General features: G+C 64.9%; 20 protein-coding genes and 2 riboswitches. Of the genes, 11 read left to right on the top strand and 9 right to left on the bottom strand.

Annotated features, from left to right (window positions below):
* The first annotated feature begins 2 nt into the window (after positions 1 to 2).
* The 3 genes from NLI84_RS10735 (at position 3) to NLI84_RS10725 (ending at position 3,016) form a co-directional block, all read left to right on the top strand.
* Positions 3 to 1,379, top strand: coding sequence for a sigma 54-interacting transcriptional regulator (locus NLI84_RS10735; RefSeq protein WP_255990089.1), 1,377 nt, complete (start codon positions 3 to 5; stop codon positions 1,377 to 1,379).
* 218 nt (positions 1,380 to 1,597) lie between these two features.
* On the top strand, positions 1,598 to 1,939 hold the full coding sequence (locus tag NLI84_RS10730; RefSeq protein WP_255990088.1) for a BON domain-containing protein: 342 nt from the start codon (positions 1,598 to 1,600) through the stop codon (positions 1,937 to 1,939).
* Positions 1,940 to 2,023: 84 nt separating this feature from the next.
* Entirely contained in the window at positions 2,024 to 3,016 is a 993-nt protein-coding gene (locus NLI84_RS10725) for a hypothetical protein (protein WP_255990087.1), read from the top strand.
* A gap of 26 nt (positions 3,017 to 3,042) precedes the next feature.
* On the opposite strand, the gene thiD is transcribed toward NLI84_RS10725, so the two are convergent.
* The 3 genes from thiD to thiM are packed head-to-tail and all read right to left on the bottom strand — an operon-like array spanning position 3,043 to position 5,275.
* Positions 3,043 to 3,840 carry a bifunctional hydroxymethylpyrimidine kinase/phosphomethylpyrimidine kinase gene (gene thiD, locus NLI84_RS10720; RefSeq protein ID WP_255990086.1) on the bottom strand — a complete coding sequence of 266 codons (798 nt, stop codon included), beginning with the start codon at positions 3,838 to 3,840 and terminating at the stop codon, positions 3,043 to 3,045.
* The gene (gene thiE / locus NLI84_RS10715; RefSeq protein WP_255990085.1) at positions 3,837 to 4,475 is read right to left on the bottom strand and encodes a thiamine phosphate synthase; all 639 of its coding nucleotides are present in this window, start codon (positions 4,473 to 4,475) and stop codon (positions 3,837 to 3,839) included. The genes thiD and thiE overlap by 4 nt, the downstream gene beginning before the upstream one ends.
* Positions 4,472 to 5,275 (bottom strand): hydroxyethylthiazole kinase, encoded by an 804-nt coding sequence (gene thiM / locus NLI84_RS10710; RefSeq protein ID WP_255990084.1) that lies wholly within the window; start codon positions 5,273 to 5,275, stop codon positions 4,472 to 4,474. The genes thiE and thiM overlap by 4 nt, the downstream gene beginning before the upstream one ends.
* Positions 5,276 to 5,294: 19 nt before the next feature.
* A riboswitch (TPP riboswitch) is annotated at positions 5,295 to 5,393 on the bottom strand.
* Between the two features lie 179 nt (positions 5,394 to 5,572).
* Here thiM and NLI84_RS19005 point away from each other — a divergent pair.
* Positions 5,573 to 7,045, top strand: a complete 1,473-nt coding sequence (locus tag NLI84_RS19005; RefSeq protein ID WP_284699899.1) for a methyl-accepting chemotaxis protein — start codon at positions 5,573 to 5,575, stop codon at positions 7,043 to 7,045.
* A 50-nt stretch (positions 7,046 to 7,095) separates the two neighbouring features.
* Here NLI84_RS19005 and NLI84_RS10700 read toward each other — a convergent pair whose 3' ends face one another.
* On the bottom strand, positions 7,096 to 7,398 hold the full coding sequence (locus NLI84_RS10700) for a hypothetical protein (RefSeq protein WP_255990083.1): 303 nt from the start codon (positions 7,396 to 7,398) through the stop codon (positions 7,096 to 7,098).
* A 202-nt stretch (positions 7,399 to 7,600) separates the two neighbouring features.
* Positions 7,601 to 7,699: riboswitch (TPP riboswitch) on the bottom strand.
* A 287-nt stretch (positions 7,700 to 7,986) separates the two neighbouring features.
* Here NLI84_RS10700 and NLI84_RS10695 point away from each other — a divergent pair.
* The 4 genes from NLI84_RS10695 (at position 7,987) to NLI84_RS10680 (ending at position 11,742) form a co-directional block, all read left to right on the top strand.
* The gene (locus tag NLI84_RS10695) at positions 7,987 to 8,634 is read left to right on the top strand and encodes a tetratricopeptide repeat protein (RefSeq protein ID WP_255990082.1); all 648 of its coding nucleotides are present in this window, start codon (positions 7,987 to 7,989) and stop codon (positions 8,632 to 8,634) included.
* Between the two features lie 15 nt (positions 8,635 to 8,649).
* Positions 8,650 to 9,804: a hypothetical protein gene (locus tag NLI84_RS10690; RefSeq protein WP_255990081.1), complete on the top strand. Its 1,155-nt coding sequence runs from the start codon at positions 8,650 to 8,652 to the stop codon at positions 9,802 to 9,804.
* Between the two features lie 78 nt (positions 9,805 to 9,882).
* Positions 9,883 to 11,097 carry an amidohydrolase family protein gene (locus tag NLI84_RS10685; protein WP_255990080.1) on the top strand — a complete coding sequence of 405 codons (1,215 nt, stop codon included), beginning with the start codon at positions 9,883 to 9,885 and terminating at the stop codon, positions 11,095 to 11,097.
* A gap of 3 nt (positions 11,098 to 11,100) precedes the next feature.
* Positions 11,101 to 11,742, top strand: a complete 642-nt coding sequence (locus tag NLI84_RS10680; protein ID WP_255990079.1) for a dTMP kinase — start codon at positions 11,101 to 11,103, stop codon at positions 11,740 to 11,742.
* Positions 11,743 to 11,933: 191 nt separating this feature from the next.
* On the opposite strand, the gene htpG is transcribed toward NLI84_RS10680, so the two are convergent.
* Both htpG and NLI84_RS10670 read right to left on the bottom strand, forming a co-directional pair.
* A complete protein-coding gene (htpG, locus tag NLI84_RS10675; protein ID WP_255990078.1) occupies positions 11,934 to 13,823 on the bottom strand; it encodes a molecular chaperone HtpG in 1,890 nt (629 codons plus the stop codon).
* A 254-nt stretch (positions 13,824 to 14,077) separates the two neighbouring features.
* Entirely contained in the window at positions 14,078 to 15,124 is a 1,047-nt protein-coding gene (locus NLI84_RS10670; RefSeq protein ID WP_255990077.1) for a porin, read from the bottom strand.
* A gap of 221 nt (positions 15,125 to 15,345) precedes the next feature.
* Here NLI84_RS10670 and NLI84_RS10665 point away from each other — a divergent pair, with 221 nt between their 5' ends.
* Positions 15,346 to 16,122, top strand: coding sequence for a ParA family protein (locus NLI84_RS10665; RefSeq protein WP_255990076.1), 777 nt, complete (start codon positions 15,346 to 15,348; stop codon positions 16,120 to 16,122).
* 83 nt (positions 16,123 to 16,205) lie between these two features.
* Positions 16,206 to 17,111 (top strand): ATP-binding response regulator, encoded by a 906-nt coding sequence (locus NLI84_RS10660; protein WP_255990075.1) that lies wholly within the window; start codon positions 16,206 to 16,208, stop codon positions 17,109 to 17,111.
* A gap of 63 nt (positions 17,112 to 17,174) precedes the next feature.
* Here the strand turns inward: NLI84_RS10660 and hisC are convergent, their stop codons facing one another.
* Positions 17,175 to 18,233: a histidinol-phosphate transaminase gene (gene hisC / locus NLI84_RS10655; RefSeq protein WP_255990074.1), complete on the bottom strand. Its 1,059-nt coding sequence runs from the start codon at positions 18,231 to 18,233 to the stop codon at positions 17,175 to 17,177.
* A gap of 195 nt (positions 18,234 to 18,428) precedes the next feature.
* Between hisC and NLI84_RS10650 the strand changes: the two genes are divergently transcribed.
* Positions 18,429 to 18,674 carry a hypothetical protein gene (locus NLI84_RS10650; protein WP_255990073.1) on the top strand — a complete coding sequence of 82 codons (246 nt, stop codon included), beginning with the start codon at positions 18,429 to 18,431 and terminating at the stop codon, positions 18,672 to 18,674.
* Here NLI84_RS10650 and NLI84_RS10645 read toward each other — a convergent pair.
* Both NLI84_RS10645 and NLI84_RS10640 read right to left on the bottom strand, forming a co-directional pair.
* Positions 18,662 to 19,375 (bottom strand): SAM-dependent methyltransferase, encoded by a 714-nt coding sequence (locus tag NLI84_RS10645; protein WP_255990072.1) that lies wholly within the window; start codon positions 19,373 to 19,375, stop codon positions 18,662 to 18,664. The genes NLI84_RS10650 and NLI84_RS10645 overlap by 13 nt on opposite strands.
* A complete protein-coding gene (locus tag NLI84_RS10640; protein ID WP_255990071.1) occupies positions 19,372 to 19,968 on the bottom strand; it encodes a Maf family protein in 597 nt (198 codons plus the stop codon). The genes NLI84_RS10645 and NLI84_RS10640 overlap by 4 nt, the downstream gene beginning before the upstream one ends.
* Positions 19,969 to 20,027: the final 59 nt, after the last annotated feature.

Raw genomic sequence — 20,027 nt, 5'->3', positions numbered from 1 at the left:
CCATGAACGAGACCTGCCCGCTGATCCTGGTGATCGACGACGATCCCGATATCCTGCGGCTTCTGACCATGCGGCTGGCTGCCGCCAACTACCGTGTGATCACCGCCGCGAGCGCGCAGGCCGCGCTGAACCGGCTCGATGTCGAGCATCCGGCGCTGGTGCTGTCCGATATCCGCCTGCCCGATAGTGACGGACTCGTGCTGTTCGACCAGATCCGCGCCCGGCATCCCACGCTGCCGGTGATCCTCCTGACCGCGCACGGCACCATACCCGATGCGGTCGAAGCCACTTCGCGCGGCGCATTCGCCTACCTGACCAAGCCTTTCGACGGCAAGCTTTTGACCGACAAGATCGCGCAGGCGCTGCACCTGGCCGCGCCGAGCCCGGCACGCGCCGCCGACGGTGACGCCTGGCGCAGCGAGCTGATCAGCCGCAGCCACCGCATGGAAGAGCTGCTGGCCGAGACGCGGCTCGTCGCCACGACCGATGCCAGCATCCTGATCCGGGGTGAGAGCGGCAGCGGCAAGGAGGTGCTGGCGCGCGCCATCCACAAGGCCAGCCCGCGCGCCCGGGCGCCTTTCGTTGCGGTGAACTGCGGCGCGATCCCGGAGCAGCTGCTCGAATCCGAGCTGTTCGGCCATATCAAGGGCGCGTTCACCGGCGCCGTGGCCAATCACCGTGGGCTATTCCAGGCGGCGCACGGCGGCACACTGTTTCTCGACGAGATCGGCGACATGCCGCTGCCACTGCAGGTGAAGCTGCTGCGCGTGCTGCAGGAAAGGGCAGTGCGGCCGGTGGGCGCGTCCGAAGCCGTCGCGGTGGACGTACGCATCCTTTCGGCCACGCATCGCGATCTGGATGCGGCGATGGCCGAGGGCCAGTTCCGCGAGGATCTCTACTACCGGCTCAATGTGGTCAGCCTGCAATTGCCGGCGCTGTCCGAGCGGCGCGAGGATATCCCGCTGCTGGCCAGCCATTTCTTGGCAACGGTCAGCGAGAAATACGGGCGCCGCGTCAACGGCTTCGCCCCGGATGCGCTGGAGGCGCTGTCGACGGCGCCGTGGCCGGGCAATGTGCGCCAGCTCTACAACGTGGTCGAGCAGGTCTGTGCGCTCTCCACCGCACCGCTGGTGCCGCTGGCGCTAGTGCAACGCGCGCTGCGCGTACCGACCATCGAGGTGCTCAGCCTCGCCGAGGCCAAGGCCCGCTTCGAGCGCGATTATCTGGTGAAGCTGCTCAAGCTGACCAATGGCAATGTCGCCGATGCGGCGCGGCTGGCCGAACGCAACCGCACCGAATTCTATCGCTTGCTGCAAAAGTACGGTCTTACGCCAGAATTGTTTCGCGGAGACGACGTTGCCGAAGGGCGACAGGATTAAATTCTTAGGATTCATGGCCTTGCGTTGTCTGACGCGAGCGCTGTCGTCGCAAAGCGACAGATACGGGTTTGAAACCGGGTAGATCGCAAAGTCCTGCGACGCTGCATCGCTGCAGGACTTTGATTTTCATGCGCTTTCTCTTGCTGGCACGGCGCTTGCATTGTCTGTCTGGCGTGGACCACCAGGTCTGCGATCCAGACCATACCAAGGAGAAACACATGAAGATCAATCTGATGCTTGCTCGCGCCCTGGCCGCAATCGCTCTTTCCTCGGCCGCCATCGCCCCGGTGGTCGCCGCCGATACCGCCAATGGCAAGTCGAACCCCGAAGCGGTGAGCACCTACATTGACGACGCAACCATCACCACCAAGGTCAAGGCTGCACTTGCTGCGGACAAGCAGGCATCTGCGCTGGACGTGAAGGTGACCACCGAGAACGGTGTGGTGCTGCTCTCCGGTAGCGTCGATACGCCAGATGCCGGCGTGCGCGCCATCGAAATCGCCGCTGGCGTGGAAGGCGTGAAGGATGTGAAAAGCAACCTGACGGTGAAGGCCAGCTAAGCGCTGTCGTCTTCGGAAGCGGCCACCTGGGGTGGCCGTTTCTGCGTTTCGCCCGTTGAAACGTGTCACAGGAGCGCCCGCGCCATGCGCCATTTACCGCCCGAAGCCCTTGATACGCCGATCTCTGCCCCTCGCCACGGGGGCTGGGGTCGTTTTACCGTCAGTAACCAGGCAGCCCCCCCCAGCCATGCCCGACTGTTCCAGGGGCGTGGTTGGCAAACTGCGGTTTGCCTGCAGTTCGCCCCCGCGGCCGCCGCGCGCTTTCAGGGGCGGGTGCCAACGGCATTTGCCCTGAGTTTTCACACCGAGGATGGCGTCTGGAATCTGCTGGGACTCGATGTCGTGCCGGGCGTTGGCTGGATGCCGGACGCCTGGTCGGGTCACCTGGCGCCCGTGAGCTGGGCGGCCTGCGCCAACTGGCCCGCCTTGCTGCCGACGGCCATGGCCTTGCTGGCCGCACGCGGCACAGTCGCCTGCTACAGTCAGCTCACGGGCTATGCCACCCAGCCGGTCGGTTTCGTCGACGCCGACGGCTATTGCCAGCCGGTGTGGCTGCGCGTGCGGGCGTGCGCCGATGCCATCTGGAGTGAGCAATACGGTGGACAGGCCCTGCATTTTGGCAACCATCTGGCGGCCGGGCAGATCGCGCGCTGGCGCTTGCAAGCCTATACACCGGCCATCGAGGCCGACCGTGGCTTTCCAGGGCTGGCACCGCAGTCGTGGCTGGATCTGGGCGTGATCGAGCTCGATGGGGTTCCGGCTGGCCAGCGCCGCGTGTTGCAGCCGCCCACGGAACCGGCGCATGTGCCTGGCATCGTGCCGCTGGCGCCGGACTGCCCGGCGCCGCTGGCGCTGGCAGGCAGGCTCTGGCGCGCGCTCGATCCGGTTGCACGTCAGCGCCTGCTGCGTCATATGGTGACCGGACTACGCCGCGTCACCGATCGGCTGGATGTGCTGGCGCTGCTCGAACATTGCCTCGTTGCCGATGCCAGTTTCGGCGCCGCGCTGGCGGGAGAGCTCGAGATGACAAGCGCCCGGCTGCGCAGGGTGTCGACCGTATCGCGCGCGCCAGGCTGAAGGTCAAGGCCCGGCGCCTGCCGGCGTTACCACCAGGCGTGGAAATGGTGGACCGGGCCGATGCCGCGACCGACATCGAGCCGATCCGCTGCGGCGAGCGCGGCTTGCAGGTAATCGCGCGCTGCGGCCACCGTCGCCGGCCAGTCGGCGTGGCGAGGCCGCAAGGCGGCGAGCGCGGCCGATAGCGTGCAGCCAGTACCGTGGGTATTGCGGGTAGGCACGCGCACCTTGGCGTAGCGCGTTTCACCGGCTGGCGTCACCAGCCAGTCCGGGCTTTCCTCGCCGCCCAGATGCCCGCCTTTCATCAGCACCGCCTGCGCGCCCGCCGCGAGCAAGGCGTGGCCCTGTTCGCGCATCTCGTCCTCGGTACGCGCCACGTCGCAGCCCAGCAGCGCGGCGGCTTCGGGCAGGTTGGGCGTGATCAGCGAGGCCAGCGGCAACAGATGATCGCGGATGGCCGATACGGCTTCGGTTGCCAGGAGCGGATGGCCGCCCTTGGCGATCATCACGGTATCGAGCACCACATGGGTCGGGCGATGGCGCGCGAGGCCCTCGGTGACTGCGAGCACGATTTCGGCATTGGCCAGCATGCCAAGCTTGACCGTGTCGACGCGGATGTCGGCGAACACCGCATCGAGCTGGGCCGCGACGAAATCGGGCGGCACCGGGTGCACGGCGCTCACACCCTGCGTGTTCTGCGCGGTGAGCGCGGTCAGCACGCTCATACCGTAGGCGCCGAGCGCCGAGAAGGTCTTGAGGTCGGCCTGAATGCCGGCGCCGCCGCCCGAGTCCGAGCCGGCGATGGTAAGGGCGTGGGCGATCACGAACGGGCTCCTTCGATTTCCTGCAACAGCAGGGTGGTGGCCGCGGCGATGTCGGTCTGGCCGCAAATGGCCGATACCACGGCGACGCCGTCGGCACCGGCGGCAATGATGGGCGCGGCGCCCCCTTGCTTGATGCCACCGATGGCAACGACGGGCAGCGGTTTGGCGGCCATCAGTTCGGCGAAATGCGGCAGGCCGATCACCGGCGAGGCATCGGGCTTGGTACCGGTGGGGTAGACCGGGCCCACGCCGAGGTAGTCGACGAGTGTGAACGGCGCATCGGCCATCTGCGCGGCATTGGACGCCGACAGGCCGACGATCTTGTTCGGGCCGACCAGGCGTCGCACCACCTCGATCGGCAGGTCGGACTGGCCGACGTGCACGCCGGCGGCGTCGATGGCGAGCGCGACGTCGACTTGATCGTTGATGATTAGCGGCACGCCCATGGGATCGAGCACGGCCTTGAGCACGGTGGCGGTTTCCAGCCACAGTCGTTTCTTCCAGGTGGGCGCGCGCAGCTGCACCATGGTGGCGCCGTGTTCGGCGGCGACACGGGCGGTGTGGATCATGCCTTCCGGCCCGCCGCATAGATCAGGATCGAGCACCAGGTAGAGCGAGAGGTCGAAATGCTTCATGCCTGCCATTCCCGCAGCTGCCTGGGGCTGATCTGGTACAGCGCGTCGAGGAAGGCCATCTTGAACGAGCCGGGCCCGTCGCAGGCCGATTCGGCGCGCTCGCCGCAGATCCCGGCCACCGCGCAGGCGGCGGCCACCGCGTTCAGCCGATCGGGCGCATGCGCGGTGAACGCGGCGACAAGGGCGGAGAGCGCGCAGCCGGTGCCGACCACACGCGTCATGATGGGATGGCCCCAGGGCGTGGCCCAGCTCTGCTCGCCATCGGTGATGTAGTCGATTTCGCCCGTGACGGCGACGATGGCGCCGGTGTCGCGCGCCAGCTGCTCGGCGGCGGCCAGCGCCGTCTGCGAGCCCGCGGTGCTGTCGACCCCCCGGCCCGAGGCGCCGAAACCGGCGAGCGCCAGGATTTCGGACGCATTGCCGCGGATGGCGGCGGGGCGCTGGGTGATCAGTTCGCGGCAGGCGTTGGTGCGGTAGTCGAGCACGCCGACCGCGACCGGGTCGAGTGTCCATGGCACACCGGCGGCGTTGGCGGCTGTGATCGCGTCCCGCATCGCGGCGAGCCGTTCGGGATAGAGCGTGCCGACATTGACCAGCACGGCGCCGGCGAGCGCGGCGAAGGCGGCCGCCTCCTCGCGCGCGACGATCATCGCCGGTGCGGCGCCGACGGCGAGCAGCACGTTGGCGGTGATTTCCTGCACCACCTCGTTGGTCAATACATGGGTAAGCGGGTGTTCGGTGCGTAGCCGCTCGAGCTCGTCGGCGACGACGGTGAGTGGCAGCGTTTGCGGCGTGGTCACGGCTACTCCTTTGCGGGCAGGAGAAGCCGGAGGACTTTCCTACGCCGGCATGATCCGGATCAGGTGTTGCGGGTGTATCTCAGCCCGCGCCAGATGGCGGGCACCCCGAGTCAGGCTGCGATTGTCCGCCAGCGGGCCTGAGCGAACAAGCAGCTGGAGCAAACTTGGCATCGATCTTCGGGAGCCACCGTGGCCGGATCCCGCGTTGCCATCAGGGCCATCCTGATTATTTAGCTTGTCGTCATGATTGGGCTAGACTGGCTCAGATGCTGCGTGCTGGCGGCGGGAGCGGAACATATGGGCGAGATCTGGCGCAATCTGGTTGGATGGTTTATCCCGGAAACGCTGCACAGAGAGGCACTGGTCTACAGCCGTGCGCGCAACGTGGTCGGCTCGGCCTTGCTCGCCGTGCTCATGGTGCCCGCGTTCGCGATCAGCTATTTCAAACTGGGCCACACGACCATGGCCGCAGGCCTGCTTGTCGCCGGGCTGGCAATGCTGATCTCGGCCTTGCTACTCAAGCTGACCGGCCAGCTGTTGCTGGCACGCGAATGCCTGATCGCCACCTTTTTTGGCATGGTGAGCTGGATGTGCCTGGTGAACGGCGGCATCACATCGTCGTCGATACCGTGGTTCCTGGCGATACCGGTCGCGGCGAACTTCATCGGCGGCAAGCGCGACGGCGTGGCCTGGAGCGTGCTGACGATGTTGGCCATCTTGCTGTTCGCAGCCGCGCATGGCCAGCATTGGCCCTTGCCCAAGAGCCCGCTCGGGCCGGAGCACCATGTGTCGCTGGTGACTCGTTCGCTGCTTGGGCTGACGCTGGTGATGCTCGGGCTGGGCTGGATGTTCGAAAGTGGCAAGGAGGCGAGCCTCGCCCATACCGAACGCGCGCGTGGTGAGGCGGAGCGCAACCGGGGCGCGATGCAGCAACTGCTGGCCGAGGTGACAAGTTCGGTTGGGACCGCTTCGCGTGAGTCGGCGCAGATTTCCAGCGGCACGCATGGAATCAACGCTACCTTGCGCCATCAGGCGCAGCAGTCCGAGCACATGGTCGACGTGGTGCTGGGCGTGGCCGGCATGAGCCGCGACAATGCCGAGCTGACCCATACCGCCGCGACCGAGGCGGCCAGCGCGGGCCAGCTCGCCGGCGACGGCGGTGCGGCGATGCACAATATGCGCACCAATCTGGACGAGGCCGCGCGCGTAGTGGCCTATTCGGCTGAACGGATCGAGGAGCTGGGCCGGCGTAGCGACGAGATAGGCCATATCGTGCAGGTGATCCGCGACATAGCCGACCAGACCAATCTCTTGGCACTCAACGCTGCGATCGAAGCGGCGCGCGCCGGTGAAGCCGGACGGGGCTTTGCCGTCGTCGCCGACGAGGTGCGCAAGCTGGCCGAGCGCACTGGCGGCGCCACGCGCGAAATCGAGGAGAAAATCGGCAGCATCGTGTCCGGTACGCGCGAGGCAGTCGTGGCGATGCGCGGTGGCAGCGGGCGCATGCAGCAGAGCAATGCCAGCGCAATCGAGGCCGACAACAAGCTGGTGGCGATCATCGCCGCGGCCGACGAGGTGGCTGGCCGTATCGAAGAGGTGGCCCGCAACGAGGCCCTTCAGGCGACGCGTTGCGCGGAACTGGAGCGCGACATCGAACGCCTGCGCGCCGATCTCGCCGGTGCGCGCGATGCCAGCGACGTCATCTCGCAGGCGGTGGCGGCGCTCGACGGCTCGTTGCAACAGCTCGATCGCGCAGTCCAGCAGAACTGAATCAAGCCGCTAGAAGGGGGGCTTGATTTCAGCCCCGCTTGGCGCGGGCGCTATTTCAGGGTCAGTCCCCCCGACGATCCCGGTCCCGGACCGGGGCCCTTCGACCCTTGCGGCGCAAAGAATCGGTCCAGCGAAGGCTGCCCCGACTGGACATTCTTCTTCACCTGGCGCGCCACCTTGCTGCGACCGTCGGGTGTCCCGTCCTGTTTCTTCGGCGCCTTGCGCAGCACCAAGCCGTACTCGCTAGCCCTGACCTTCGAGATTTTCACCGGCGGTGCCAGCTGCGCGCTGAGGCGGGTGCTCGGCTGGGCATGGGTGTTGGTGGGCAGCAGCGCCTGAGGCTGCGTGTGCACGGTGGGTGGCGGCTGCGATCGCGTCCCGCACCGCGGTGAGCCGTTCGGAGTTGCGCGTGCCGACATTGCCGGTGGTTTCCTGCCCCACCTCGTTGGTCAGTACATGGGTGAGCGGGTGTTCGATGCGCAGCTGCTCGCGCGCGTCGGCGACGACGGTGAGTGGCAGCGTTTGCGGCGGATCACGGCTACTCCTTTGCGGGCAGGAGAAGCCGGAGGACTTTCCTACTCCGGCATGATCCGGATCAGGTGTTGCGGGTGTATCTCAGCCTGCGCCAGATGGCGGGCACCCCGAGTCAGCCGGCGATTCTGCGCTGCGCGGCCGGGGCCGGGGCCGGCAAGCGGGTTGGATCAATGGTGCGCGTTTTGACAGAGTCATCAAGCACTCCGCCGTTAATACCATCTGTCATTGTTTGTCAATTACCTTTCGGCAACTGGTGTGCAAGCTTGCCGTTTGAAGAGTTGTTCCTTGCGGTTTGAACGCACCCAGCTATATCCCGAAACACATGGCGCGCCGCAAATGCCGTCCGCGTCCTGCGCCGGCCATTCGCAGCCCGGCCGTCCCGGGCGATTCGAACCGAGGAGATAGCGATGAAGGATGTCCCCGATATCAGCAGCGATCTGCAGCTGGCGGCCGCCAAGGGCAGGGAAATCATCCAGGCGCTCGAGCGCCTGGTCGGTGAGGTCGAACAGGCGCAAAGCGATGCCGCGCGCCTCGTGGCTGCCGGCAAGATCCGCGAGGTGGCGCAGACGTTCCAGCTGGCGCAGAAGCATTACCATGCGGCATTGCAGCGCGACCCGGGCTCGCTGGAGGCCAAGGCGCGGCTGGCCATTCTCTATACCAAGCAGCGCCGCCGACCGACTGCGCTGAAGACCGCACTGGAAGTGGCGCAACAGAACGCCAAGTTCAAGTTCTCCGACATCACTGGCAGGCCACGTTCGGTGCAGACCGTGCTGGGCGATACCCATCGGGAGAACGGCAACGCCGAGGATGCAAAGACGGCCTATGCCGCCGCGCTCAAGCTGCAGTCGAGCGACGACTATGCAGCGTTCCGGCTGGCGCAGCTGTATCTGGGTAGCGGCGATGTCGCAGCGGCTCAGAGTCTGGCCAAGAAGATGGGCGATCACTCCGAGTTCGCCGAACTGAACGCGGCACTGCGGCTGGTGAATGTCGGCAGTGGCCCTGGGATGGGCCGCATAATCGCCGACCTGACGAGCAAGTTCGGTGGCGCGGTGTGAGTGGGGCCGCCGCTGATGGATATCCACGCCTACCTGGAACGGCATGATACCGAACTCGAGGCGCTGTCCCGCATGCTGCTCGAGGAGACTGGCGCGTGTGGCGACGAGGTGCTCTATGTGACGGGCTCGTTGGTGGAGGGCCTGGGTAACCTGCGCTCGGACATCGACGTCTATCTGGTCACCGCGCGCGCGTTCGATGCACGCACCGACTTCGCCTCGGTGCTGATTGTTCCGTTCGAGGCCTGCCCGGTGGACGTGGAGATCGTGGCGCCAGAGCGGATTGAGGTGCTGATCGGGCGGTTGGCGCGGTTTGCCCCCGACCACAACGTCGATCCGCGCCGTACCGCGACTGCGTTCTCGGCGGCCGAGCTCAAGCTGCTGCACAACCTGCGCCAGGGCGCCCCGCTGTTCGGCGCCGCCCGGCTGGTCGGCTGGCAGGCGCGGATCGTGCAACGCACGCTGTCGCGCATCCTGTTCGACCTGTCCCAGGTGTATCTGGGCATGCTGCATCTGGACATCCTGGGGCAGCTCGAGGATGGGGATGCTGCCAGCGCTGCCCAGCTGATCGAGCAGTACCGCGGCCACCTGATCGGCGCACTGCTGGCGGTGCTCGGCAATACCAACCCGGCGGACAAATGGCGGCTGCGCCTGCTCGAACGCCTGGCCGCAGGCCGGCACGCTACCGATCTGCCGCCCGGCTACGATCTGCCCGGCATCGTGCGGCAACTGCGGGGCTTCCGGGCGCCGCGCTCGTCGGTGCTGGTGGCGTTCGAGGCCTTCACGGCATTGCAGCGGTTGGCGCATGTGATCGTGCCCTGGGGGCAGCGGCGCTTTGCCGATCCGGCCGCGCAGCACTCGACGGGCGTACCGGCCCGCCCGACGCAGGCGCCGCCGTCGCTGCCGGATGGCGATGGCGTGCTGCCGGCGTTGTCTACCGAACTGTCGCTGCACTTCTGCGGGCCCGACGCCTACCGGCTCACCGCGCTGGACGAGCACTGCGTGATCGAGGTCAACCAGCAGGCCTACGCCATCCTGCTGTGCTTTGACGGCAAGACCACGTTGAACCAGGCCGCAGGGCGTCTTGCGGTGCACAGCGGCCTTGCGCCCGGCAGGCTCGCGGGCGCCATCGACGATCTGCAGCAGGTGCTGCGCGGGCACGCGCTGCTCTGACCCGACCTGTCCTGACGCCGCCCCGGCGGCACCGATGCGCCGCCAAGGCGCGCTTTTATCAAGCTAGAGGGAGATGTCATGAACGCACCCGGTGCCTTGAATCCCATCCCGACCATCACCCGGTTGATTTCCTCCGATTCGCACATCATCGAGCCCCCCGGCCTGTGGGTGGAACGGATCGACCGGGCTTTCCGCGACCGGGCACCACGTGTGGCGCGCATCGACGGCAGCGACTGGTGGATCTACAACGGAGAGCGCATCGGTTCGGTCAGCGGTCGCAAGAAGCGCTCCGGCGGCATGGCCGACCCCGCGCAGGGCATCGCGTCCAAGGGGGCGGTCCTGACCCATTCCACCTTCGATGATGTGCACCCGGCCGCCTATACCCCCAGCGAATACGTCAAGGAGAACCTTGCCGACGGCGTGGTCGGCGCGGTGATCCGACCGACCCAGGGCATCACCAACTATTGCATCGACGATGCCGAGCTCTTCGGCGCCATCTGCCGCGCCTACAACGACTGGATGGTCGAGTTCTGCAGCGTGGCGCCGCACATGCTCAAGGGCGTGGCCATGCTCAACAACTACGATCCGGCCGACGCGGTACGCGAATTGGAGCGCGCGCAGGGCATGGGCATGGCTGGCGGCATCATCAGCGTCTACCCCGGGCGCGAACATGCCTACCACCAGCCATGCTACGAGCCCCTATGGGCGGCCGCGGCGGCGCTGCAGATGCCGTTGTCGCTGCATGTGCTGACCAACCACAACGGCCCCTACGGCGTGCCGTTCCCGCAGGTGGATTACAGCCTGCGCGTCAACGCCGACTACTGGGTACGCATGTCGCTGGCCGACATGATCTTCGGCGGGGTGTTCGAGCGCCATCCGGGGCTGGTGGTCGAGACCTCCGAGCATGAGGGCGGCTGGGTGCCGTACTTCCTGTGGCAGATGGACTGGACCTACGAACACCGCATCCTGCGCCGGCGGCAGCAGGTGGCTACCCCGCGCCGCCCAAGCGAATACTTCCATGACAATGTTTACGTCTCGCTGATCTACGACCAGGGGGCGATCGAACAGCGTGACCGGATTGGCGTGGCGCGCCTCATGTGGGGGTCGGACTACCCGCACGAGCAGTCGACCCATCCGCGTTCGCTCGAAACCGTGCGCACACTGCTGGCGGGGGTACCGCAGGACGAAGCCGAGGCGATCGCCTTCGGCAATGCGGCGCAGCTGTTCCAGTTCGATCGGGCGCGCCTGGCGCCGGGCCCGACGATGGCCGAAGCGGCCGTGTCACTGGGCTGAGCCATGCTGATTAACATCCTGGGTTCGGACGGCGGCGGCAAGACCACGCAAATCGCGCAACTGATCCAATGGACACAGCAGACCTTCGGTCTGCCGGCGCGCAGCCTCGTCAAGCGCGATCTGTTCGATGCCGGGCGGTTTCCGGAAAGCGCCTTCTTCGGCTGCGACTACGAGACGCTGGCACACCGGCTGCTGCCGCAGATGCCGGCCGAAGGGCGAGCGTTGTGGCTGTTCTACATGAACGCGGTGCTGATCCGGGGCGCGCCGCCACAGGGACGCGAAGTGGTGTTCCTCGACGGTTACTGGCACAAGCATTTCGCTACCGAGGCGGCGCTCGGGCTGGATACACAATGGCTGCTCGATGTGTGCCGCTGCTTCCCCGAGCCGGACCTGACCTTGCTACTCGATATCGACCCGCGTGTCACGGTGGCACGCGGGCACGTGCACAAGCCGTACGAATCGGGTTGCGACTTCGAGTGCAGCGATGCCTCGTTCATCCGCCAGCAGGATGCGGTGCGTCGGCACCTGTTGCAGCTGGCGCAGTCGCGCGGCTACCCGGTGCTCGACGCCGAACGCGGGGTGGACGAGGTGTTCGACACTTTGTGCGAGCACATCGCGCCGTTGTTGGAGCTGCTGGCCGCGTAAGCGGCCCTGCCCATGGATCAGGTGGTCGCCGATCAGCCCTCCACTGCAGCGGTGCAGGCCGCGCTGAACACGAGGTAGACGGTGGTAGCCCGATCAACAGGTCTAGCGTATCGAGACCGAACATGGGTCGTTCATCTAGGGTAGGCGGACATGAAAAAGCCGCCCGAAGGCGGCTTTCACCCTAGGCGGGCTTACGCCGCCATGTCCAGCATCAGGCCGTTGAGTCGCTTGACGAAGCCGGCCGGGTCTTCCAGCTGGGCACCCTCGGCGAGCAGCGCCTGGTCGAGCAGGATTTGCGTCCAGTCGCCAAAGCGCGCGCCGCCGGTTTCCGCCTTGAGCTTTTTCACCAGGAGGTGGTCCGGGTTGATTTCCAGGATGGGCTTGACGGTCTGCACGTCCTGACCGACCGATTTGAGCAGCCGTTCCAGGTTGCCGCTCATGTCGAAGTTCTCGACCACGAGGCAGGCAGGGCTGTCGGTGAGGCGGCTGGTGACGCGCACCTCCTTCACCTTGTCGCCGAGCGCGGCCTTGATCGCCTCGACCACGTCCTTCAGTTCCTCGGCCGCCGCTTCCTGTTGCTGCTTCTCGGCCTCTTCGGCAAAGTTGCTGAGATCAAGCTCGCCCTTGGCGACCGACTGCAGTTTCTTCTCCTTGAATTCGGTGAGGCTGGAAATCGTCCACTCATCCACGCGGTCGGACAGCAGCAACACCTCGATGCCCTTCTTCTTGAACACTTCCAGATGCGGACTGTTGCGCGCGGCGGCGTGGGTCTCGGCGGTGATGTAGTAGACCTTGTCCTGGCCTTCCTTCATCCGGGCGATGTAGTCGGCGAGGCTCACATCCTGCGCATCGCCCTCGTTGTGGGTGGAGGCAAAGCGCAGCAGGCCGGCAATGCGTTCCTTGTTGGCGATGTCCTCGCCGACGCCTTCCTTCAGCACTTTGCCGAATTCCTTCCAGAACACGGCGTAGTCGTCCTGGCGGTTTTCGCTGAGGTCTTCCAACAGGCCCAGCACCTTCTTCACGCAGCCGGACTTGATGGTGTCCACGTCCTTCGACTGCTGCAGGATTTCGCGCGAGACGTTGAGCGGCAGGTCGTTGGAATCGATCACGCCGCGCACGAAGCGCAGGTATTGCGGCATCAGCTTGTCGTGGTCTTCCAGGATGAACACGCGCTTCACGTAGAGCTTCACGCCGTGGCGGCGGTCGCGGTCGTACAGATCGAACGGCGCGCGCTTGGGGATGTAAAGCAGCTCGGTGTATTCCTGGCGGCCTTCGATGCGGGCGTGGCTCCACGCCAGCGGCTCGTCGAAATCGTGGGCGACGTGCTTGTAGAACTCCTGGTACTGCTCCTCAGAGATGTCGCCCTTGTTGCGGGTCCACAGCGCATTGGCCTGGTTCACCGCTTCGAGCTCGTCGCTGGGCACTTCCTTGCCTTCATCGTCGTACTCGGCGCGCTTCTTCATCAGGATGGGCAGGCTGATGTGGTCGGAGTACTTGGTGATGATGGAGCGCAGACGCCAGTCGTTGAGGAATTCGTCCTCGCCATCTTTGAGGTGCAGCACGATCTCGGTGCCGCGACTGGCCTTTTCGACGTTCTCGATGGTGAATTCGCCGTCGCCGGTGGATTCCCAGCGCACGGCTTCGGTTTCGCCAGCGCGTCGCGTGGTCAGCGTGACCTTGTCGGCGACGATGAAGGCTGAATAGAAGCCGACGCCGAACTGGCCGATCAGGTGCGAATCCTTGGCCGAATCGCCGGTGAGCTGGCTGAAGAATTCCTTGGTGCCGGAGCGGGCGATGGTGCCGATGTTGGCGATTACCTCATCGCGGCGCATGCCGATGCCGTTGTCGGCGAGGGTGATGGTGCGTGCGTCCTTGTCGAACGACAGCAGGATCTTGAGCTCGCCGTCACCGTCGTACAGCGTGCCGTTGTTGATCGCCTCGAAACGCAGCTTGTCGCAGGCGTCCGACGCGTTCGAAATCAGTTCGCGCAGGAAGATTTCCTTGTTGGAATACAGCGCGTGGATCATCAGCTGAAGCAGCTGCTTCACCTCGGTCTGGAAGCCCAGGGTTTCCTTGCTCATGACTACAACCTCCAAAGCGATTCGTGGGGCAGGGTAAGTGCGGCCAACAAAATTCAGCGCAGCGGTTCTGGCAAGAAGCGCGAAACGCAGATAGTACAAGGCGTACGTCAAGTGAGTGCGACGTAGCCAGAAGGGTTTTGTTGGCCGTACTAAATTGGGTGAGCTCGAATGGTGGGGTTGCCAGCAGGGTTTTCAAGCGGGCAAGCAAACAAAAACGGCGCCCGAGGGCGCCGTTCTGTTCTTTCTGACGGGGATCAGAAGCGGGTCTTGACGCCGGCCATCAGGCGGCCGGTGTTTTCGCCCGCGGCACCGACGTAGTCGAACATATTGTCGGTCGGGCCGTAGCTGGCATTTTCCTCGTTCCAGACATAGCGGCCTTCCACATAGGCGGTCGACTGCTTGGACAGGCTGTAGTTGTAGCGGGCGGCGAGCGCTTGCGCACCCGAATCGGCCTCGTCGGCCTTGTCACCCAGCTGGGCGTAGGTCAGGTAAGCGCTGTGCTTGCCCGAGGTATAGTTGCCCTGGGCGAACCACAGATCCTGGTCGACATTGCTGCCGTCGGTCGGCGTGTATTCCATGGCCTTGTAGCCACCGTTTACACCAAAGCCGTTCTGGAACTGGTAACCGGTTGCCACGTACCAGTTCTGGCTGTCGAACTCGTTGGCATAGCCGACCGTGATGTCGTCGCTGCCATCGGCGTTCTTGCGGTTCTGATAGGCGCCATCGACGAAGAAACCACCCTGCGCGTAGCGCGCGGCCAGGTCGTAGGTGTATTGGTCGCCGTCGCCGCTGCCTACGTCGTACAGGCCGGAGAAGCTGAAACCGCCGAAGCTGGGGCTGTCATAGCGGATGGCCGCGTCCGGACGGTAGTTCTGACCCAGGCCATACTCGGACAGCAGGAACTTGGCACCGGTGTCGCCGTAACGGTTGTCCAGGGCCTCGAACAGCGGCGACTTCATCTTGCCCAGGCGGACCATGCCGGCACCGCTTTCGTAGCCGATCCAGGCTTCGCGACCCCCGAAGGACGCGGCGCCTTCGGCATTGTCGCCGCCATCGCTCAGCAGGTTCTGGTTACTGATGCCCTGCTCCAGGCGCCACTTCACTTTACCGCCGGAATCGAGCTGATCGCTGCCACCGATACCGATGGTGGCGTTGTAGTCGACGTTGGATTCGGTCTGATTGCCCATGTCGTTGACGTTGACGCCGCCATCGAATGTACCATCGATATAGACATCCGCCTGGGCGAGGCCGGAGCCCAGCAGCAAGGCGAGGGCGATCGGGGTGAGCTTGAGCTTCTTCATCAGTCTTGTTCTCCTTAGTAGAGCGGGTTTGGCAGCATTTGCCGAGCCAACGCTGCGCAGTGTACGTAAGGGAACGTCCGGTTCGAGCGGGCAATTTACCAGGCTAACGTGTGACTTTTTCTGGGAACTTCGTCGATTTGCCGTCTTCATGCAAATGGGATGCCAAGGCGGGAAGCTGCTATAGTGCTCACGGATATTGCGATGCAGCAATCGGAGGGCTTATGCGCAAGCGGGTGGTGTTCAACCAGAAGGGCGGGGTCGGCAAATCGACCATCGTGGTCAATCTCGCTGCCGCTGCCGCGGCGTCGGGCAAGCGCGTGCTGGTGGTCGATCTGGACCCGCAGGGCAATGCCAGCCATTACCTGCTGGGCGAGGCGGCAAAGGAAACCGCGCCCGCGCTCGATGCATTTTTCGATCAGGTGCTCAATTTCACGCTGTACGCCAAGCCCACGCAGGCCTTCGTCCATGCCACGCCGTTTAAGGGCCTCAGCCTTATTCCGTCGCACCCGGCCATCGCCGAGCAGCAGGGCAAGCTCGAAGCGCGCTACAAAATCTACAAACTCAAGGAATCGCTGGCCGAGCTTGCCGACGATTTCGACGAGGTATGGCTCGATACCCCGCCGGCGCTCAATTTCTTCACGCTCTCGGCGTTGATCGCCGCCGACGGCTGCCTGATTCCGTTTGACTGTGACGCGTTCTCGCGCGAGGCGCTGCTCGGATTGATGTCCCGGGTGGACGAAATCCGTGCCGATCACAACGCCGCGCTCGAGATCGAGGGCATTGTCGTTAATCAGTTCCAGCCACGCGCCAGCCTGCCGCGGCAGCTGGTCGACGAGCTCAAGGCACGGGCACTGCCGGTGTTGCCGGCCTATCTGTCGAGTTCGGTCAAGGTGCGCGAATCGCACGAGCGCGCCACGCCGCTGGCCTGGCTCGACGCCAGGCACAAGCTCACCCAGGAGTTCGCGGCGCTCTATGCCGCATTGCCAGCCAGCGCATAGTTGCACCGCCGCTGCATCACCAAACGCTTTTGCTCAAATCGGGCTGGCGCTATAGTGCGCTTAGCTTGTAGTGAGGAGAGGCCATGGCTGAGGAGCAAAGCAAGGGGCGCGTGCTGGTCGTCGACGACGAGCCGTTCAACCTTGAAATCCTGAGCGAGCACTTGCTTGACGCCGGCTACGCGGTGCAAACCGCAGTGGATGGCGAGGTGGCTTGGGACATCCTGGCGCAGGATAGGGACTTCGATGCCATCCTGCTCGATCGCATGATGCCGCGCATGGATGGCATGGCGCTCTTGGCGCGACTCAAGCAGCAGCCTGAGCTCGCCGAGGTACCGGTCATCATGCAGACGGCCGTAGGTGCTGCCGAGAACGTGCGCGAAGGATTGGCCGCCGGCGCCTATTACTACCTGATCAAACCGTTCCAGCGTGACATGCTGCTGGCCATCATCGCCGCAGCCGTGGGGTCGCGGCGCGAACGCCAGCAGCTGGAATCGCAACTGGCGGAGCAGGCCAGCTGCTACCAGTTGCTGCAACGGGGCGAGTTCCTGTTCCGTACCCTGCAGGAGGCGCGTCAGCTCACGCTGTTGTTGTCGCAGGCCTGCCCGGAACCGCAACGCGTGGCGCTGGGCTTGTCCGAATTGCTGGTCAATGCAGTCGAGCATGGCAACCTGGGAATCAGCTATGGCGAGAAGACCCGGCTGCTGCAGCAGGGGCGCTGGCAGGATGAGGTGGAGTCGCGGCTGGCGCATGCCGATTTTGCCGAGCGCAAGGTCGCCGTGCTGTTTACGCGTGACGAGATGCTGGCCACTTTCTTGATCCGCGATCAGGGCGAGGGCTTTGACTGGAAGCCGTTCCTGGAGTTTTCTCCCGAGCGGGCGTTCGATCCACACGGCCGCGGCATCTCGATGGCGCGCATGCTGTCGTTCGACTCGGTGGAGTACCAGGGCTGCGGCAACCAGGTGGTGGCCAAGGTCCGGCTTCGTAGTTGAGCGGGTGTTGCTGCATGAAAAAAGCCACCTTCACGGCGGCTTTTTTCATCGGCAGCGCCAGGATCAAGGGCCGATGATATCGGCCAGTGCCTTGACCAGCGCTTCGCACTCGGGATCGGTGCCGATCGAGATGCGCAGGAACTGATCGATGCGCGGCGCCTTGAAGTGCCGAACCAGGATGGCGCGCTCGCGCAGGCGCGCCGCGAGCAGGTCGGCGGCATGCTGCGGGTGGCGGGCGAACACGAAATTGGCCGTGCTCGGCAGAATCTCGAAGCCCAGCTCCTGCATGTCCTCGATCAGCCATTCGCGGCTGGCAATCACCTTGGCCCGGGTTTCCTGGAAGTACGCTTCGTCCTCGAACGAGGCGATGGCCCCGGCCTGGGCCAGCCGGTCGAGCGGATAGGAATTGAAGCTGTTCTTCACCCGCTCCAGCCCCTCGATCAGCGCGGCATCGCCGATGGCGTAGCCGACGCGCAGGCCGGCGAGCGAACGGGATTTCGACAGCGTGCAGACCACCAGCAGGTTGCGGTGGCGCTCGACCAGCGCCACGGCGCTGTCGCCACCGAAGTCGATATAGGCCTCGTCGACCACCACGGGTACGTCGGGCACGCGCTTCAGCAGCGCGTCGATGGCTTCCAGCGCCAGCAACCGCCCCGTGGGCGCGTTCGGGTTGGGGAAGATGATCGCGCCGGCATCGTCATAATCGGCGAGGTCGATCTCGAAGCTTTCGGTCAGGGCCGGTGTGACGGCGGTGATGCCGTAGAGATCACAGTACACCGGATAGAAGCTGTAGCTGATGTCGGGAAAATAGAGCGGTTTTTGCTGCTTGAGCAGCGCGCAGAAAGCGTGGGCCAGTACTTCGTCCGAGCCGTTGCCGACGAAAACCTGTTCGTGCTTCACGCCGTGATAGCGGGCGATAGTGGCCTTGAGCGCGTCCGAATTCGGGTCCGGATAGAGACGCAGCGCATCCTTGTTGGCGTCCTGGATGGCGGCCAGCACCTTGGGCGAGGGGCCGTAGGGGTTTTCGTTGGTGTTGAGCTTGATCAGGTTGTTGATCTTGGGCTGCTCACCCGGCACATAGGGCGTGAGCGTGTGGACGATGGGGCTCCAGTAGCGGCTCATGTTGACTCTGGTGGTGGTCGGTTGATGCTTATTCTAAGGCGAATCACCAAGGTGGTGGCGACGCGGGTGGGCGGGCGGAGCAATTAGCCGTTCATCGGCGCGTGGCCCTTTCGTTTGTTTTTTCCAATCACGGCGGTTTAAAACTTAAAACCGTGTCTGTTTGTTACAAAAACATTTCAGGGAAGGACTTGGTCGATGAAGCCGCCGCTCTTTGGTGCAACTCCCTATGACTGGCTGCGCGAGCTGAGCGTGGTCGAACTCGAACAGCTCGACCGAGGCCTCGCCGAGCTGCTACGCCAGCGCCCGGGCGCCTTCTCGCTCTACCGCGCGCAAAACATGCGCAACGCCGTCCATTGCACGCTGTACGACAAACTGGGTAGCGCGAGCCGCGATCGCTTGGGGAGCTCCACCGCGAAGACCGAGCGCGGTTATCCGGCGTAAAGCACGAACACGGTGGGGCGCTTGTTGATCTGCGGTCTGGCCCGGTTTTTCCACGCTGCAATCGGATGGGTCGCGATTTGCTCGTCGGCCGTGGTCAGGCCGCAAGCGATGGTCAGTTGCGTGCCCGGCCGGCAGGTGGCGAGCAGCGCGGTGAACAGGGCGTCGTTGCGGTAAGGGGTCTCGATGAAGAGTTCCGCCTGGCCTTGCCTGACCGAATCCTGTTCCAGCCGGCGTATGGCTTCGCTGCGCGCCGGCTCCTGTGCCGGCAGATAGCCGTTGAAACGGAATTTCTGGCCATTGGCGCCAGCTGCCATCAACGCCAGCAGGATGCTCGATGGCCCCACCAATGGCGCGACGCGGATGCCGTGGCGGTGTGCCAGCCGCACCAGGTTGGCGCCAGGGTCGGCCACGCCGGGGCAACCGGCTTCGCTCATCAGGCCGACATCGTGGCCGGCCAGGAGCGGCGCCAACAGGTCCGCAAGTTCGCCCTCCTTGCTGTGCTCGTTTAATTCGCCCATCCACAGACTGCGCAACTCGTGCGGCGTGCCGAACTGCTTGAGCACCGCGCGCGCGGTCTTGGCGTTCTCGACGACGAAATGAGTCAGCCGCTGCGCGGTGGCGATCACGTCGGTGGGCAGGATGTCGGCCAGCGTATCGCCGCCCATGGGCACTGGGATCAGATAAAGGGTTCCGGGCTTCATAGCAGCGCCACGCCTTCCGCACGCAGCATGTCGCACAGCGCCAGCAAGGGCAGGCCGATGATGGCAGAGGGGTCGCGGTTGACGATGGCGGCGATCATCACGCTGCCCAGGCCCTCCACCTTGGCGCTGCCGGCGCAGTCATAAGGTTGCTCGCGGTGCAGATACGCGGTGATCTCGGCGTCGCTGTAATCGCGCATGGTCACGGTCGTGATATCGATATGATGCCGGGTGCGCCCGCTGGCCGCGTTATGCAGTGCAACCGCGGTATGAAATACAATGTCGCGCCCGCGCATGGCCGATAGTTGCGCCACGGCGCGCTCGAAGGTGCCCGGTTTTCCTAGTTGCTCGCCGTCGAGCAGCGCCACTTGGTCCGAGCCGATCAGCAACGCATCCGGAAAGCGAGGGGCGAGCGCTTCGGCCTTGGCGATGGCCAAGCGCAGGCTGGTATCGCGCGCCGTTTCGCGGACCAGCGGGGTTTCGTCGACGCCGGGGGCGGCGCAATCGAAGGCCAGGCCCAGTCTGGCCAGTAGTTCACGGCGGTAGGCCGAGGTCGAGGCGAGGATCAGCCGGGGGCAAGACGATTGTTTTTCCATGGTTTTTCGCCGCAAGGCAGGGCGTTCAAAAGCTTTGACAGCACGAAGGCGGCGATTGT

The sequence above is a fragment of the Chitinolyticbacter albus genome (assembly GCF_024437655.1).
In the GTDB taxonomy this organism is placed as follows: domain Bacteria; phylum Pseudomonadota; class Gammaproteobacteria; order Burkholderiales; family Chitinibacteraceae; genus Chitinolyticbacter; species Chitinolyticbacter albus.
Note: the sequence above shows the minus strand (reverse complement) of the source record. Positions and strands in the feature narration are given on the sequence as shown.

What these genes read in the sequence shown, in the direction of transcription:
- NLI84_RS10690 (WP_255990081.1), top strand. Translation starts at nt 8,650, where the DNA reads ATGGATATCCACGCCTACCTGGAACGGCATGATACCGAACTCGAGGCG.
- htpG (WP_255990078.1), bottom strand. Translation starts at nt 13,823, where the DNA reads ATGAGCAAGGAAACCCTGGGCTTCCAGACCGAGGTGAAGCAGCTGCTT.
- NLI84_RS10645 (WP_255990072.1), bottom strand. Translation starts at nt 19,375, where the DNA reads ATGAAGCCCGGAACCCTTTATCTGATCCCAGTGCCCATGGGCGGCGAT.
- thiE (WP_255990085.1), bottom strand. Translation starts at nt 4,475, where the DNA reads ATGAAGCATTTCGACCTCTCGCTCTACCTGGTGCTCGATCCTGATCTA.
- NLI84_RS19005 (WP_284699899.1), top strand. Translation starts at nt 5,573, where the DNA reads ATGGGCGAGATCTGGCGCAATCTGGTTGGATGGTTTATCCCGGAAACG.
- NLI84_RS10670 (WP_255990077.1), bottom strand. Translation starts at nt 15,124, where the DNA reads ATGAAGAAGCTCAAGCTCACCCCGATCGCCCTCGCCTTGCTGCTGGGC.
- NLI84_RS10695 (WP_255990082.1), top strand. Translation starts at nt 7,987, where the DNA reads ATGAAGGATGTCCCCGATATCAGCAGCGATCTGCAGCTGGCGGCCGCC.
- NLI84_RS10735 (WP_255990089.1), top strand. Translation starts at nt 3, where the DNA reads ATGAACGAGACCTGCCCGCTGATCCTGGTGATCGACGACGATCCCGAT.
- NLI84_RS10730 (WP_255990088.1), top strand. Translation starts at nt 1,598, where the DNA reads ATGAAGATCAATCTGATGCTTGCTCGCGCCCTGGCCGCAATCGCTCTT.
- hisC (WP_255990074.1), bottom strand. Translation starts at nt 18,233, where the DNA reads ATGAGCCGCTACTGGAGCCCCATCGTCCACACGCTCACGCCCTATGTG.
- NLI84_RS10650 (WP_255990073.1), top strand. Translation starts at nt 18,429, where the DNA reads ATGAAGCCGCCGCTCTTTGGTGCAACTCCCTATGACTGGCTGCGCGAG.
- NLI84_RS10685 (WP_255990080.1), top strand. Translation starts at nt 9,883, where the DNA reads ATGAACGCACCCGGTGCCTTGAATCCCATCCCGACCATCACCCGGTTG.
- NLI84_RS10660 (WP_255990075.1), top strand. Translation starts at nt 16,206, where the DNA reads ATGGCTGAGGAGCAAAGCAAGGGGCGCGTGCTGGTCGTCGACGACGAG.
- NLI84_RS10665 (WP_255990076.1), top strand. Translation starts at nt 15,346, where the DNA reads ATGCGCAAGCGGGTGGTGTTCAACCAGAAGGGCGGGGTCGGCAAATCG.
- NLI84_RS10640 (WP_255990071.1), bottom strand. Translation starts at nt 19,968, where the DNA reads ATGGAAAAACAATCGTCTTGCCCCCGGCTGATCCTCGCCTCGACCTCG.
- NLI84_RS10680 (WP_255990079.1), top strand. Translation starts at nt 11,101, where the DNA reads ATGCTGATTAACATCCTGGGTTCGGACGGCGGCGGCAAGACCACGCAA.
- NLI84_RS10725 (WP_255990087.1), top strand. Translation starts at nt 2,024, where the DNA reads ATGCGCCATTTACCGCCCGAAGCCCTTGATACGCCGATCTCTGCCCCT.